Raw genomic sequence first — 15,364 nt, 5'->3', positions numbered from 1 at the left:
AGGAATCTCCGACAAGTGCGGCTGGGCGCACTTGCTATCACAGGAGTGGCGCTCCTCATCCGGGCGGAATTCCTGAATTTCCGAAGTTGCGCGGGGCGTGGGATCCCAGCGCCACGCTGACCGCTCGGGAAAAGAGTTCCCACTGAGTGAACACCATATTTGCGCTCACACTCATCGCGTGAAAACCAACGATCGTGATTTCGATGCTTTTCAGATGGTCTTCTTCGAAGGTGTGCGCATGGAACTGTTTCCCGTTAATCTCGAGTGCGACAATATTGTCAATGACCATATCTATTCGCTTCCTCCCGACGGCGACCTGAATCTCAACGGTGTGACCAGCAAGCCTCAATCGCGTGCGGGCGAGGCTTTCCGGAAGGCTTTCGCACCTGCCATCCACCCAGGACCTGATCCATTGTTTGTGTCGAGGCAGGCTTAGTATCAACTTTTCGAAGTCGAACTGGTCAATCCGCCCAGTGAATAAGGCCCAATCGATAGCCGCAACCGCTGTTTCAAGATCCTCTTCTACTGCCACTCTCCGAAGGGCCTCAGCCGCGCTGACGTGCCAGATTGATCCGCGCTCGCTGGTGAATGGCGGATCCCAATACACACGTACTCCGCGGCGTGCTCCTATTGGTTTCCTTCGGTTCCACTGATTGCGCAATCGTGCCGCGTTCTGCGGAACCGAAACGTGAAGCGGGTGCTCTCCAAGAACCCAACCACCCCAATCCTTGATGGCGGATATCCCGGTCAGTCGTCCGCCCACGCGAATTGCTCTCACCCGCGGGGCCGAGACGTCCACCGTTGTGTACCAGCCTTGGCGCGCTCTCGCCACCGCCCCATCCCTGACCGCCCGGGTCAGGTCGCAGTCTCGTGCACCTCGAGCCACAAGCTGGCGTTTTTGCGCGAGTCCGCCCAGCCCGTTGACTAGTGCCTGAATGTCCGTCATGCAAAGAGCATCGAGGTGAAAGTTGGCGGCCGATGAGAAGCAGCATTGATCGGTGGAGTTACCCCGGGTGGTGCAGCTGTGGAGTAGCCGCCAGCTTCGGAAATTCAGGAAATTGGCGAGATCACTGCAGCGCCTGTCGGTAGCCAGCGGGGCGGAAAGCGCCGCGCCCTCGGTTCTCCTGAGTTTCCGCGGAAAGGGGAACGCTGGGCAACAGGAACGCTGGGCGCAGCGGGAGCGCTGGGGCCAGCGGGAGCGCTGGAAGGCCGCGCCACGGGCGCGGGGCATTCGGCAAAATCTGCTTTGGGCCCCGCGAAGCTTTTAGCAGCCGATGAGCTCCTGCACGAGGTAGCCGCGCAGTTCGTCCAGAGGTATACGCTTCTGCTCCATCGAGTCACGCTCGCGAATCGTCACCGCATTGTCGTCGAGCGAATCGAAGTCAATAGTGACGCAGAATGGCGTGCCGATCTCGTCTTGACGACGGTAGCGACGGCCGATTGCGCCCGCATCATCGAAGTCCACGTTCCAGTGTTTGCGCAAGTCAGCGGCAACACTGCGCGCCAGCGGCGAGAGGCGTTCGTTGCGCGAGAGCGGCAGAACAGCAACTTTCACCGGCGAGAGACGACGGTCGAGACGCAGCACGGTGCGCTTGTCGACCCCGCCCTTGGCATTGGGTGCCTCATCTTCGGCGTAGGCGTCAATGAGGAACGCCATGAGCGCGCGGGTGAGTCCAAAGGCGGGCTCGATTACGAAGGGAGTCCAGCGCTCATCCTTGGCCTGGTCGAAGTACGACAGGTCCGCACCCGATGCTTCGGAGTGTGTACGGAGGTCGAAGTCGGTGCGGTTGGCGATACCCATCAGCTCACCCCATTCGCTGCCGGCGAAGCGGAAACGGTACTCAACATCCACTGTGCGCTTGGAGTAGTGCGAGAGCTTCTCGTCTGGATGCTCGTAGAAGCGCAGGTTCTCGGGATTGATGCCGAGATCGGTGTACCACTTCATCGACTCGTCGATCCAGTACTGGTGCCACTCTTCATCCGTGCCGGGCTCGACAAAGAATTCCATCTCCATCTGCTCGAACTCACGGGTGCGGAAAATGAAGTTTCCGGGAGTGATCTCGTTACGGAACGACTTACCGACCTGTCCGATACCGAACGGCGGCTTCATGCGTGCAGCGCCCATGACGTTGGCGAAGTTGGTGAAGATTCCCTGAGCAGTCTCGGGGCGCAAATAGTGCATGCCCTCTTCGTTGTCGACGGGGCCGAGGAACGTCTTGAGCAGGCCTGAGAAGTTTTGCGGTTCGGTCCACGATCCGGCTTGACCGGTGTCAGGGTCACGGATGTCGGCAAGCCCGTTGGCCGGCGGGTGGCCGTGCTTCTCTTCGTACGCTTCGAGAAGGTGGTCGGCGCGGTACCTCTTGTGGGTGTGCAGAGATTCCACAAGCGGGTCAGAGAAGACCTCGACGTGCCCGGATGCCTCCCACACCTTGCGGGGAAGGATGACGGCCGAGTCAATGCCTACGACGTCGTCGCGACCCTGAACGATGGTCTGCCACCACTGCTTTTTGATGTTCTCTTTGAGAGCGGTGCCCAGCGGGCCGTAGTCCCAGGCGGAGCGTGAACCGCCGTAAATCTCTCCCGATTGGAAGACGAATCCTCGGCGCTTGGCGAGGTTGATAACGGCGTCGAGGGGGTTAGGCGTAGCCACAGAAACTCCAATAGTCAGCCGAGCTGGATGCACGGTCGGCGGGTGTCCAGTTTAGCTAGACGCGCAGTGCTGCGATAACCGCGGCAACGTCCTCTTCTGTATTCCACAGATGGAAGGCGGCGCGCAGTCGTCCGGCGCGACCCGAAGCGGTGATTCCCGCGGCGGTGAGCTTGGCTAGATCGGCACCACTCGCATCCGGCCACGTCACAATGGCCTGATTCTGCCGTTCGATTCCGAGCTCGTCACAGAGTTTGTTCGCGAGTCCGGTGCAGTGCTCCCAGACCTCCGCAATGTCGAGGTCAGCAAACATCGAGATGGATTGTTCAGCACCCACCCACGCTTGCCAGGCGGGCGAGACATCGAACTGGCGGGCATCTTTCGCCAGCGTCATGTCGGTGCCATAGACGCTGCTCCACACGTCTTCACCGGCATACCAACCGGCTTGAACGGGAGTGATGTGCTGGGCAAAATCCTCGGAGATTGTGAGAAACGCAACACCGCGAGGCGAACACAACCACTTGTAGGCGTGGCAGACGGTCGCATCGAACTGGGTGGCATCCACGGGGTAGACGCCGGCGGCCTGGGTTATGTCGCACAGCGTTCGTGCTCCATGACGGGATGCCGCTGCAGTGATCGCCTCAACATCGGCGACTTTCCCATTGCACGATTGGATGAGCGAGAACACGACAAGCGCAGTGCTCTCGCGCACGGAGTCGGCGAGTTCGGCGAGCGGCACGGCGCGCACGACGAAATCGCGGTGTTGGAGGAACGGGAAAATGATCGAAGTGAAATCGGATTCGACACAGAGCACTTCGGAACCGGCCGGAAGCGAGCAGGCAATGAGCGACGCCATCACCGAGGTTTGTGAGCCAATGGCTACCCGGGTGGGCTCGATGCCGACGAGTCGCGCGTAGTGTCTCCGGGTGCGCTCCACGATGTCGCCGTAGTTCATCGGGTTGCAGGTGGCCGACGCCCACTGGTGCAGCTTCTCTGTCATCTCGGCGACGGCGGCGCGCGGAGGTAAACCCATCGTGGCGGCCGAAAGGTACCCGCGCGGGTTGTCGAAGCTCTCGATCGCGTGGGTCAGGGCCGGTGATGTCATGACTCCATAGTCCTCTCAGGGCATTCATGCGACAAGGGCATGATTGGGATATAAACAATCACTTCTAGTTATGCTTGAACGATGGATACCACTCCAGACCTTCTCTCGTTGCGCATCGTTCGCGCCATTTCCGAACACGGCACCATCAGCGAAGCCGCCCGCGCACTGGGCTACAGTCAGCCTGCGCTCAGCCAGCACCTCACCCGAGTACAGTCCAGAATCGGCCTCGCTCTCGTCGTTCGCTCCGGTCGTGGGGTGCGACTCACCGAAGCAGGCCGAGCCCTCGCCAGTCATGCCGTCACCGTGCTCAATGCGGTGGATGCCGCGAGCGCCGAACTCGCAGAATTGGCGGGCCTCTCCAGTGGAACGGTCCGCATCGCAGCCTTTCCGACCGCGTCGTCGACGCTGGTTCCACCGTTGATCCGTCAACTGCGGCAGCAGCATCCGAACCTCACGGTGAACTATGTGGAGGCGGAGCCGCCCCAAGCGCTGCAATTGTTGCGGGATGGGGCCGCGGACGTGGCGATCACGTTCTCGTATCCGGAAGACCGAGCAGATCCACATCTTTCTCGCGATGGCGGCCATACGACAGTGCCATTGTTCACGGAGCCCGTGGTGCTTGTGCTCCCCGACAGTCACCCTTTTGCGTCGGCAGATAGCGTCAGCCTTGCCGACCTGGCTGATGACGCCTGGATTGCCGGATGTGCGCTGTGCCGTGGTCATTTGCTTGCCCTCTGCAATATTGAGGGTTTTGCTCCCCAGATTGGGCTGGAGACGGATAACTCTTTGGCGGTGCTGAGCTTTGTCTCTCGGGGTTTGGGTGTTGCTCTACTCCCGCAGTTGGCTCTGTCGTCACTGACGCTGCCGGAGGGCGTGAGCATCCATGCCCCCCAGCCGTCGAGTGAGCGCACGATTCAGTATGTGATTCAGCCGGGAGCTACGCGCATCCCGAGCGTTGCGACGACGATTGCGACCCTTACCGCGCTGGGCGGAGCGGCCTGGGGTTTGCGGGACTATCCCGAGAGCGAGCGCACCGCACGGTAGGCAGTCTCGATCTCAGCCGCGACCGTAGCGAGTTGCTCCGCTGTCGTATCCCCACTCAGACTGAAGCGCACCGCTGTCTGCGCGATAGCCTCACCGAGGCCCAAAGCGATCAGGACGTGAGAGGACTCGTCACTGCCCACTGCGCACGCCGACCCGGCTGAGCAGATAATTCCGGCGCGACCCAATTCGAGCAGGAGGGATTCGCCGCTCGTGCCGGGGAAACAGAATGACGCATTGTTCGGGAGGCGTTCGGGAGCGGACGCGGACGCGGACGCGGACGCGCCACTCGCGGTCTGGCGCATCACATTAGTGTCGGCGCCTCCGTCAGAGTCCAGAGCGGGCCCAGTAAAGATGGCATCAGGCACTCGGGTCATCACGTCAACCACGAAGTCGTCACGCAGGCGTGCCGTGCGCTCTGCGCGCTCCACACGGTCACTTTCCGCAAGCGCTAGAGCATGGGCGAAGCCGACAGCACCGGCAACATTCTCGGTTCCGGAACGCTTGCCACGCTCTTGCCCTCCCCCATGCAGCACAGGTTCGAGGCTGCGGCGGCCCTTCACGATAAGTACACCGATGCCCTTGGGCGCACCAAGTTTGTGGCCAGACAGGCTGAGCGCATCGACGCCAAGCATCGCAAGGCCGAGAGGGAGCCAGCCTGCGGCTTGCACAGCATCCGTGTGCATCGGTATGGCGTGCTCCCGGCACAGTTCGGCTATCGCAGCAATCGGCTGAACGACACCCACCTCGTTGTTGGCGTACATGATTGTGCAGAGAGTCGTGTCGGGCCGCAGTGCCGCCCGCGCCTTCTCCAGGTCGACTACGCCCTCGCTGTTCACCGGCAACACGGTGACCTCGAAACCGTGGATACGTTTCAGATAGTCAACAGACTCCAGCACCGCTTCATGCTCAATCGCGCTCGTCACAATGTGTCGCCCCCGGGGTTCAGCGAGTGCCAACCCCTTGATCGCCAGATTGTCTGACTCTGTGCCGCCCGACGTGAAAATGACATCGGATGCCCGGCACCCGATCGCCGCCGCAACACTCGTGCGCGCACCATCAAGGGCACGCTTCGCCGACTCCCCCAACTCGTGATGGCTCGACGGGTTTCCGAAATCTCCCGTGAGCAGCGGCCACATTGCCTCCAAGACCTCGCGGCGCACGGGTGTCGTTGCTGCTGAGTCGAGAAAGATCATTAGGAGGCTGCACTCACCGCAATGTCGAGACCGAGATCTAGCGAACGCACGCTGTGGGTGAGAGCCCCCACAGAGATCACGTCAACTCCTGTCGCGGCAATCGCCGCCACCGTATCGAGGTTTACTCCACCGCTGGCTTCAACAATGGCGCGACCAGCAACCAAGGCGACGCCCGCTCGCAAGTCATCGAGTGAAAAGTTATCGAGCATGATCGTGTCGACACCAGCAGAAATCACTGTCTCGACCTGATCGAGGCGATCAACCTCCACCTCAAGGTGGGTGGTGTGTCCGATGCGAGCGCGAGCGCGACGAATAGCCTCACCGAGGTCAATTCCTTCAGCAGCGAGCACCGCCAGGTGGTTGTCTTTGGCCATCACCGCATCCGAAAGGCTGAAGCGGTGGTTGTGGCCGCCACCACAACGCACGGCATGCCGTTCGAGAGCCCGCAACCCAGGAGTCGTCTTGCGCGTATCAACAATGCGCGCGTGAGAGCCCGCCACTTGCGCAACATACGCCGCCGTTTGTGTCGCGATTCCTGACATCCGCTGGCTGAGGTTGAGGGCGATGCGCTCCGCCCGGAACACCGCGCGTGCGTTACCTGACACGGTAGCCAGTTGCTGGCCTGCGGTGAAAGTGTCGCCATCACTGGCCTGGAGCGTTACTTGGGCTTGGGCATCCACGAGCAGGAAGGTGCGGGCGAACACGTCGAGGCCGCTTGCTACGCCGGGCTCGCGGGCATTGAGCACCGCTGTAGCGACCGCGGTCTCGGGCACGAAGGCCTCACTCGTGATATCACCCCACGGCGCATCCTCTGCGAGCGCCATCCGGATCACGTCATCGACGAGCAGTTCGTTCATCGAGTCGCCGTTTCTGCGTGATCTTCTACGGGAATGCGATCTTCGGCGGGGATGAAGTCGCCCGCCACATTGACTGCTGCCCAGCGTGTGGAATACGCGAGCTCGTCACGTGTCTCGGGATAGTCAGTGCGTTCGTGTGCACCACGGGACTCTTTGCGACGGAGGGCGGCAACAACAACGAGTCGCGCAAGGTCGAGAAGATTCGCGTTTTCTGCGCTCTCTACGGTGGTGGAGTCGGCATGCCAGCTCGCGAGGATCGCCGCGGCTTCCTCGAGTCGGGTTGCGTCGCGTTCGAGACCGACATGAGTCCACATGAGTTCTCGCAACTGATCGCGAGTGAACGGTTCCTTGCCGGTAATTTCACACTGGGGTTCCAGAGCGTCTACCTCGATCGCACGCTGTGGCTCGTTGAGCGCGTCGGCCGCACGCCAAGCAAACACCAACGACTCCAGTAGGGAGTTCGAGGCAAGGCGGTTGGCTCCGTGCACACCGGTGCAGGATGCTTCTCCGACTGCATAGAGTCCGCGCACGCTCGTGCGGCCCGAGATGTCGGTGCGGATGCCGCCCATCCAGTAGTGAGCGGCAGGCGTGACAGGAATAGGTTCGGTTCCCCACTCGAAGCCGTGCTCTTTGCACACCTCGGTAATTCCCGGGAACCGCGTGGCAAGGAACTCGGTGCCGAGAGCGGTGGCGTCGAGCATGATGGGTCGACCGCCCTGCTTCGCCATGGCGCGGGCGATGCCACGGGCAACAACGTCGCGCGGTGCGAGCTCACCATCCGGGTGTACCTCAAACATGAAGCGTTTGCCGTGTTCATCGAGGAGGGTTGCCCCTTCTCCCCGCACTGCTTCAGAGACCAACGGGTTGCCCGGGACGGCAAGCGAGGTGGGGTGAAACTGAAAGAATTCGACATCGGCGAGTGCAGCGCCGGCGCGGTACGCGGCCGCCACACCATCACCGGTCGTCACGAAAGGATTGGTGGTGTGCTTGTAGAGTTGGCCTGCTCCCCCACTGGCGATAACAACAATGTCGCCGTCAATGACGCGCGAGTTACCGTCGCGAGCGATGACATCGATGCCGGTAACGCGGGGTTTGCCATCGGCGTCGGTTTCGGTGACCAGATCCCGCATGAACGTGTACTCGTACGTTTCGACCGCGAGGGCGCGAACCGCCCGCAGCAGCGCAACCTCGATCGCGAGCCCCGTGGCGTCCCCACCGGCATGAATAACGCGGCGCGAGGAGTGGGCCGCTTCGTGGCCACGCGCAAGCTCACCATTGTTGATGCGGTCGAACTCAACACCGAGCGAAATCAACTCTTGCACCCGAAGCGGACCTTCACTGCACAACACTTCGACGGCATCCCGCTCGCACAGTCCGGCACCAGCACGCATCGTGTCAGCAACGTGGCTAGCGACCGAGTCATCGGGAAACAGCACCGCAGCAATACCGCCCTGGGCATACTTCGTATTGCTCTCTGCGAGTTCTGCCTTCGTGACGAGAACCACATCATGGTGGGCGCTCGCACGGTAGGCCGTGATGAGCCCCGCAATTCCTGTGCCGACAACAATGACCCGTGCCATGGTTAAGCCTCTTTCGTCGCGGCCGGGGGCTTGGCGGCGAGCATCCGCTCGAGAGCAACCCGCGCTGGTTCTGCGACGTCATCAGCAACAGTGATCTGGTTGAGTACTTCACCACGAACGAGCCCCTCGAGCACCCAGGCGAGGTAACCGGGGTGAATGCGGTACATGGTCGAGCAGGGGCACACCACCGGGTCAAGGCAGAAAATCGTGTGCTGCGGATACTGGGCTGCAAGACGGTTTACCATATTGATCTCGGTGCCGATCGCGAAGGTCGTGGGCTCCGTCGCTGCAGCAACAGCCTTCTGGATGTAGTCGGTCGACCCCGCCTCATCTGCGGCATCCACAACCGGCATCGGGCACTCGGGGTGCACGATCACGCGAACGCCGGGGTACTCTGCGCGCGCCTGCTCGATCTGGCCGACATTAAAGCGTTTGTGCACACTGCAGAAGCCGTGCCAGAGCACAACCTTCGCGTCGGTGAGTGTCTCAGCATCGTTACCGCCGAGCGGCTTGTTGGGGTTCCACATCGGCATCAGATCGGTCGAGATGCCCATCTTCTTCGCCGTGTTACGCCCCAGGTGTTGGTCGGGGAAGAACAGCACACGCTGCCCACGCTCATACGCCCACTCCAACACTGTTGTGGCATTAGAACTCGTGCAGACGATTCCACCATTGCGGCCACAGAACCCCTTGAGCGCAGCAGACGAGTTCATGTATGTGACGGGGATGATCGGCACACGGCCATCGGCATCCGGCTCAGTACCGTACACCTCCGTGAGTTGCTCCCAGCACTCTTCCACCGAGTCGATGTCGGCCATGTCAGCCATTGAACACCCCGCGGCGAGGTTGGGCAGAATCACTGCCTGATCGGAACGGGCGAGGATATCTGCGGTTTCGGCCATAAAGTGCACGCCACAGAAAACGATCGCTTCAGCGTTCGGCACGGTCTGTGCCGCATTGGCAAGCTGGAACGAATCGCCGAGGAAGTCGGCGTGCTCCACCACTTCGTCACGCTGGTAGAAGTGGCCGAGAATCACCGCACGATCGCCGAGGGTCGCTTTTGCAGCAACGATGCGGGCGTTGAGGTCTTCGTTGGATGCTTTCTGGTACTCGACAGGAAGTTGACCCTGACGAGGTGCGCCGGTGGGGATGACATCGCCCATCGACGCGCCGGGTCCGTAGCTGGGCACGCCGAGGTCAAAGGTCCAGGGACCATCCGCCAGCTCAGGAGCACAGGTTTCGCCTCCTCCGGTCTTGACGATGCGCTGAATGGTCGAATCAATTGATGACACGAGTGCTCCCTGTCTTTGTGTGCCCCAGCGGGCCGTTGTCAACGAGCTCAACACCCTCGTCATAGCGGTATAGCCTCGGCGGCCGGTGACGCCCACCCGAGACAACGTGGTCGGTGGGCACCAGTGAGCCCGAATTTTCGATTTGGCGGCGGAAGTTAGCCGGGTCGAGTTGCCTCTGCAACACGGCTTCATGCACGAGCCGCAACTCGCTCAGTGTGAAAGTTTCCCCGAGGAATGCGCGGGCGATGCGCGAATATTCCATCTTGGTGCGCAGACGCCAGAGGGCGTAGTCGATGATGACGTTGTGGTCGAAGGCCAGTTCAGGAAGATCATCAGCGGCGAACCAGCGAACATTCTCACCCTCCGTCGCGCGGTCCGCCTCCTCTTGGCGAACGAGCGCCCAGTAGATGATCGAGACCACTCTGCTGCTGACCGAACGCTCTACGTCACCAAAAGCGTAGAGCTGCTCAAGGTAGGCCGGTTCAAGCGCTGTGGTCTCGAGCAAGTTGCGAGCCGCGGCATCCGCAAGGCTTTCGTCGTTATCGACCCAGCCACCGGGCAACGCCCACTGGCCAGCAAACGGTTCTCGGTTGCGGCGCACCAAGGGGATCCAGAGCGCGCTTTCGCCGGACTCCGGGATGGGGCGCAGTGCAAAAATCACGGTAGAGACCGCGAGCGAAATTCGCTGTTTGTTCTTCTGCATCGCCGCCCCTTTCTGTAAGAGTCCTCGTGACCTGAACACAGAATACACCTTACAGTCACTGTGACCAAAACGAACGGAAGGTTAGCGGGGAGAGGTATCAGGAGCATCGACAGCTCCACCGAAGCGCCGTGTGCGACGCGCATAGATCTCGATCGCCTGCCACAACTGCTCCCGTGTGAAATCAGGCCAGAGCGTGTCTAAGAACACCATCTCGGCATAGGCACTCTGCCAGGGCATGAAGTTGCTCATCCGCTGCTCCCCCGACGAGCGCACAAAGAGGTCAACATCGGGAAGCTGAGGTTGATAGAGACGTTTCTGGATGAGCTTCTCCGAGACCGCAGACGGCTTCAGTGTGCCTGCCGCAACATCGTCAGCGATTGAGCGCACGGCATCCGCAATCTCGGTTCGGCCGCCATAGTTCACACACATCGTCAGAGTGAGAGTGCTGTTCTGCTCCGTGAGCTTCTCGGCGAACTGCAACTCTTTGATCACCGAGGTCCACAGCCGGGGGCGTCGGCCAGCCCACCGCACGCGCACACCCCACTCATTAAGTTGATCCCGGCGACGATGCAAAACGTCGCGGTTGAATCCCATAAGAAAGCGCACCTCTTCGGGTGAACGGCTCCAGTTCTCCGTCGAGAACGCGTAAACACTGATGTGTTTGACCCCAATTTGGATGGCGCCGGCCACCACATCAAGCAGGCTCGCCTCGCCTGCTTTGTGGCCTTCCACTCGCGTCAGGCCGCGCGCATTAGCCCAGCGGCCATTGCCGTCCATGACAATTGCGATGTGCTCAGGAACAGCGCCCTTAGGTAGCTGAGGCGGCTGGATTCCCGTCCAATCGAGCGGACGAAATTCGACGGCATCTTTGTGAGTTTTTGCTACGCGGCTCATGCGCTCCGATCCACATGCTGAATGGAGCGAAGACTGCGCTCCAAGTGAAACTGCGTGTACGCGGCAACGACGCCGCTAGCGTGAGAACGCGAACGTTCATCAGATGCTTCTGCCACATCCCAAGTGCCGGCAAGCAGGGCACCCAGCAACTCAAGCGTGTCTGCGTTGAGTCGCGGCGAGCCTGGCGGGGCAACCTCGTCGGCGACAACACCACCCAACTGTGCAACGAAAACCGAGTGCGGGCCTAGCGCCCCCGTGACGGCACAGTCGACAAAGCTTGGCGCCCACCCGGCAATTGAGAGGCTGCGCAGCAGGTACGAATCAAGCGTCAGACTCGGGTTGTGCTCGCGCCGCGCGAGAGAACGAAGCGCGCCCACCAGCAGGAGATATTGCTGAAGCGAGCCGTCGTCATCCGTGACCTTGTCCGCAGTCTCGACCATCACGCTCGCGGCGGTGTAGCTCGCATAGTCTGCCGTAATCTCTGCACCATATGAGCCCAAAGATTCGGCCTGCTGGATGATGTCGAGGCTGCGACCGATATAGCACTGGATGTCGGCAACCATGAATGGTTCCAGTCGCGCCCCAAACTTTGACGCCGTGCGACGAACACCTTTGGCTACCGCACGGATCTTGCCGTGCTCGCGCGAGAGCATTGTGACAATGCGGTCTGCTTCACCCAGTTTGTGGGTGCGCAGCACGACGGCTTCATCACGATAGGTAGGCACCCCTCAAGTATCCCCCGTGCCGCAGCTATTTCGCTGAGCGACGGCCCGCGGCTACTCGGCAGTTGTGGGCCCAAGAAGTGGAATCATCACCACGCCGTCCTGGGTTTTGCATGACCAGTGGATCGTCGCAACTTGTTCGCCCCCACGCGCATCGCGCAACGTGAGCCTCAGAGGTCAGTTCTTGCGGTTCACTCGATGGTGGCATGGACTGCTGGAGGCTTGCGCCTAGTTCCGCGCGGGCGGCGTGGAGGACGCCGGTGATCGCCGCGGCGTCTCTATAAAAAGTTGACGGACGTCGAGTGAGGAATCCACTGGCGCATCTCAGTGTTCTCCACTTTTTGTTGCGACCCGTTTTTGCAGGGTTACCCTCGAGCCGCCAGTGAACCCTGGCCTTCACTTTTCGGATGCTGACCGCTCCCTTTCGGAAACTCAGGAAACTTAGGCGCGTTGATGTGTCGCCTTACCAGTTTGCGGGGATCGAGGCGCCACCCGCGCAGATTCTCCTGAGTTTTCGAGGATGCAGCAGCGTACGGCCGGGTCGAGGATGCATGCGCGATGCGCCGCCTCCATTCCCGAGCCCTCTATCGCTGCTCGCGTCTTCCCACCTTTCACTTCTCTCAGCAGGTCGATTGCAGGCTTGCCTTCAGCACAACAGCTGAGCGCGGATCCGGCATGGTACGAATAGTCCGTGAATGAGACATTCGAGATCCCGCTGTTGGCTGGACTGCTTGCCGTTGGCGTCGGTGCGATGCAGGGCGCCATGTTCGCTTCTCAGTTTCGTGACCGCAGGCTCGATCTCTTGGGCATCGCGATTATCGGAATCGCGACGGGGTTCGGCGGCGGAATCATCCGCGATGTCGTGCTTTCTGAAGTGCCCGCTGTGCTCACAACCAACTGGTATTTGGTGGTCGTCACGGGTGCCGCACTATTTGGAATGCTGCTTGAGCGGCTGATTGCCCGCCTTGGCCCACTAATCACGGTGTTGGATGCGCTGACCATCGGTCTCTTCGGCGCGATCGGCACCACCAAGGCTCTCTCGCTCGGGCTCCCCGAAGTTCCCGCAATTTTCGTGGGCGTAATCTCCGCGGTTGGAGGATCCATTCTTCGCGACATGCTGCTCTCGCTACCCATCGCGCTCATGCACGTCGGTTCGCTCTATGCGGTCGCCGCAACCGTCGGAACGACGAGCCTCGTCGTCATGCGGAGCTTCGACGTTCCCGTATTTCTCGCCGCCTCTATCTGTGTTGCTCTCACGGTGGGCGTGCGCGTATTGGCGGTGCTCTTCAATTGGACGCTACCCGAGCAGCGCACCATCAGCGGCATGCCGAAGTTCCGTCGGCCGTAAGACCTCCACTGCAGCAAACACAGACGCCCCACAGCACGGGGCTACGAGGCGTGTGTGTTCGCGAAAGCGCGTGAGCTAACTTGCGACCAGTTCTGGTTCGGGGGCAGTGTGTGTTGCTCGCACCCAACGGTTGACGGCCGAGACAATTGCCTTGAGCGATGCCCGCGAAATGTCGCCATCGATGCCAACACCCCATAGACGTTGACCGTGAATATCGAGCTCAACGTAGGCCGCGGCCTGCGCGTTGCTTGAGGCACCCATCGTGTGCTCAACGTAGTCGTAGAGCTTTACGTCGACTCCCTGCTCAGAAAGCGTGTTCAAGAAAGCATCGATCGGGCCATTACCGCTGTGGTTGGTGTCGATCTCAGTGTCATCAACTCGCAACCGTGCCTCTAGGCTCACTTCTCCGTCGTTGGCGCTTGTTGTGCGCGTGGCGAGCAATTCGTAGCGACCCCACTTTTGGTCGACCTGATCGGCGGATGCCGGCAGGTACTCATCTTGGAACGAGGTCCAGATTTGCTCGCTCGAAACTTCGCCGCCCTCAGAGTCAGTTTTTGACTGCACGACACCACTGAATTCGATCTGCAGTTTGCGCGGCAGATCGAGGCTGTGGTCTGCCTTCAACAGGTAGGCAACGCCACCCTTGCCCGATTGCGAGTTGACGCGAACAACAGCTTCGTAGCCGCGGCCTAAGTCTTTCGGGTCCACCGGCAGGTAAGGAACAGCCCACACCAACTCGTCAACGTGCTTGCCCTCGCGCTCAGCCTGAGCGGCCATCGCCTCAAAGCCCTTCTTGATCGCATCCTGATGCGATCCGCTGAAGGCCGTGTAAACCAGGTCGCCAGCCCACGGGCTGCGCTCGTGCACCTTCAACTGGTTGCAGTGCTCAGCAGTGCGACGGATCTCATCGAGATCACTGAAATCGATTTGAGGGTCAATGCCTTGCGTGAATAGGTTCAGCCCCAATGCAACGAGGTCAACGTTTCCGGTGCGCTCACCATTGCCGAAAAGGCAGCCCTCGATGCGGTCGGCACCGGCTAGGTAGCCGAGTTCGGCTGCTGCGATGCCGGTTCCGCGGTCGTTGTGCGGGTGCAGCGAGATGAGAACGTTCTCGCGGTGGTTGATGTTGCGCGACATCCACTCAATGGAGTCTGCATAAACATTGGGGGTTGCCATCTCGACCGTTGCGGGAAGGTTGATGATGACTTTGCGCTCAGGAGTGGGTTGGAATACTTCGAGCACCTGATTGCAGATGTCAACAGCGAACTCGAGCTCGGTGCCCGTGTAGCTCTCTGGCGAGTACTCGTAGTAGACGTCGGTCTCGGGCACCATTGCCTCGGAAGCCTTACAAATGCGCGCGCCAGTCAGTGCGATATCGATGATGCCCTGACGGTCTTTGCGGAACACCACATCACGCTGCAGCACACTCGTGGAGTTGTACAGGTGCACGATCGCCTGCTTGGCACCCTTAATCGACTCGTAGGTGCGTGTGATCAGCTCTTCACGGGCCTGAGTGAGAACCTGAATGGTGACGTCATCCGGGATCGCGTTAGTTTCAATGAGCGAACGAACAAAGTCGAAGTCGGTCTGGCTTGCCGAGGGAAAGCCAACCTCGATCTCTTTGTAGCCCATGTTGACAAGCAGATCAAACATGATCCGCTTGCGTTCGGGGCTCATCGGGTCGATCAGCGCCTGATTGCCATCACGAAGATCGACGGCACACCAGCGCGGTGCCTTAGTGATGCGCTTCGAGGGCCACGTGCGGTCCGGCAGATCAACAGAAATGATCTCGTGAAACGGACGGTACTTGTGGATCGGCATCGAGGATGCGGACTGATTGTTCTTCATTTGGTGCTCCTGCTGCTCTCAAGGCCTTGTGGGCCACTCGTTACGGATCTGGTCAGCCAATGACAAACTCCGCGACGAGTGAGGCCTGGATTAGGACTCGTCGCGGCAGCTAAGGAGGAGCAGACCGAACA

13 protein-coding genes are annotated in these 15,364 nt (G+C 60.6%); 2 read left to right on the top strand and 11 right to left on the bottom strand.

Annotated elements, in window-relative coordinates; all coding sequences use genetic code 11:
- Positions 1 to 55 precede the first annotated feature (55 nt).
- The 3 genes from AADH44_RS05465 to AADH44_RS05455 form a co-directional block, all read right to left on the bottom strand.
- Positions 56 to 946, bottom strand: coding sequence for a hypothetical protein (locus tag AADH44_RS05465; RefSeq protein WP_341954573.1), 891 nt, complete (start codon positions 944 to 946; stop codon positions 56 to 58).
- Between the two features lie 318 nt (positions 947 to 1,264).
- The gene (locus AADH44_RS05460) at positions 1,265 to 2,650 is read right to left on the bottom strand and encodes a glycine--tRNA ligase (RefSeq protein ID WP_341954571.1); all 1,386 of its coding nucleotides are present in this window, start codon (positions 2,648 to 2,650) and stop codon (positions 1,265 to 1,267) included.
- A 55-nt stretch (positions 2,651 to 2,705) separates the two neighbouring features.
- On the bottom strand, positions 2,706 to 3,752 hold the full coding sequence (locus AADH44_RS05455) for an aminotransferase class V-fold PLP-dependent enzyme (RefSeq protein WP_341954570.1): 1,047 nt from the start codon (positions 3,750 to 3,752) through the stop codon (positions 2,706 to 2,708).
- 81 nt (positions 3,753 to 3,833) lie between these two features.
- Between AADH44_RS05455 and AADH44_RS05450 the strand changes: the two genes are divergently transcribed.
- Entirely contained in the window at positions 3,834 to 4,796 is a 963-nt protein-coding gene (locus tag AADH44_RS05450) for a LysR family transcriptional regulator (RefSeq protein WP_341954568.1), read from the top strand.
- Here the strand turns inward: AADH44_RS05450 and AADH44_RS05445 are convergent.
- From AADH44_RS05445 to recO, 7 genes are all read right to left on the bottom strand, one after another.
- Entirely contained in the window at positions 4,766 to 5,989 is a 1,224-nt protein-coding gene (locus tag AADH44_RS05445) for a cysteine desulfurase family protein (RefSeq protein ID WP_341954566.1), read from the bottom strand. The two genes, AADH44_RS05450 and AADH44_RS05445, sit on opposite strands and share 31 nt — an antisense overlap.
- Positions 5,989 to 6,846 carry a carboxylating nicotinate-nucleotide diphosphorylase gene (gene nadC / locus AADH44_RS05440; RefSeq protein ID WP_341954565.1) on the bottom strand — a complete coding sequence of 286 codons (858 nt, stop codon included), beginning with the start codon at positions 6,844 to 6,846 and terminating at the stop codon, positions 5,989 to 5,991. The genes AADH44_RS05445 and nadC overlap by 1 nt, the downstream gene beginning before the upstream one ends.
- Complete coding sequence (nadB, locus tag AADH44_RS05435) at positions 6,843 to 8,426, bottom strand: L-aspartate oxidase (protein ID WP_341954563.1); 1,584 nt, start codon at positions 8,424 to 8,426, stop codon at positions 6,843 to 6,845. The genes nadC and nadB overlap by 4 nt, the downstream gene beginning before the upstream one ends.
- 2 nt (positions 8,427 to 8,428) lie before the next feature.
- A complete protein-coding gene (gene nadA / locus AADH44_RS05430) occupies positions 8,429 to 9,718 on the bottom strand; it encodes a quinolinate synthase NadA (RefSeq protein ID WP_341954561.1) in 1,290 nt (429 codons plus the stop codon).
- Positions 9,705 to 10,421 (bottom strand): NUDIX domain-containing protein, encoded by a 717-nt coding sequence (locus AADH44_RS05425; RefSeq protein WP_341954559.1) that lies wholly within the window; start codon positions 10,419 to 10,421, stop codon positions 9,705 to 9,707. The genes nadA and AADH44_RS05425 overlap by 14 nt, the downstream gene beginning before the upstream one ends.
- An 81-nt stretch (positions 10,422 to 10,502) precedes the next feature.
- Positions 10,503 to 11,315 (bottom strand): isoprenyl transferase, encoded by an 813-nt coding sequence (locus AADH44_RS05420; protein ID WP_341954557.1) that lies wholly within the window; start codon positions 11,313 to 11,315, stop codon positions 10,503 to 10,505.
- Positions 11,312 to 12,040, bottom strand: coding sequence for a DNA repair protein RecO (recO, locus tag AADH44_RS05415; RefSeq protein WP_341954555.1), 729 nt, complete (start codon positions 12,038 to 12,040; stop codon positions 11,312 to 11,314). Before recO ends, AADH44_RS05420 begins: the two co-directional genes overlap by 4 nt.
- Positions 12,041 to 12,728: 688 nt before the next feature.
- On the opposite strand from recO, the gene AADH44_RS05410 reads away from it, so the two are divergent.
- The gene (locus tag AADH44_RS05410; protein ID WP_341954553.1) at positions 12,729 to 13,385 is read left to right on the top strand and encodes a TRIC cation channel family protein; all 657 of its coding nucleotides are present in this window, start codon (positions 12,729 to 12,731) and stop codon (positions 13,383 to 13,385) included.
- Positions 13,386 to 13,460: 75 nt separating this feature from the next.
- On the opposite strand, the gene leuA is transcribed toward AADH44_RS05410, so the two are convergent.
- Positions 13,461 to 15,233 (bottom strand): 2-isopropylmalate synthase, encoded by a 1,773-nt coding sequence (gene leuA / locus AADH44_RS05405; protein ID WP_341954551.1) that lies wholly within the window; start codon positions 15,231 to 15,233, stop codon positions 13,461 to 13,463.
- Positions 15,234 to 15,364 lie beyond the last annotated feature (131 nt).

The sequence above is a fragment of the Salinibacterium sp. TMP30 genome (assembly GCF_038397785.1).
In the GTDB taxonomy this organism is placed as follows: Bacteria; Actinomycetota; Actinomycetes; order Actinomycetales; family Microbacteriaceae; genus Rhodoglobus.
Note: the sequence above shows the minus strand (reverse complement) of the source record. Positions and strands in the feature narration are given on the sequence as shown.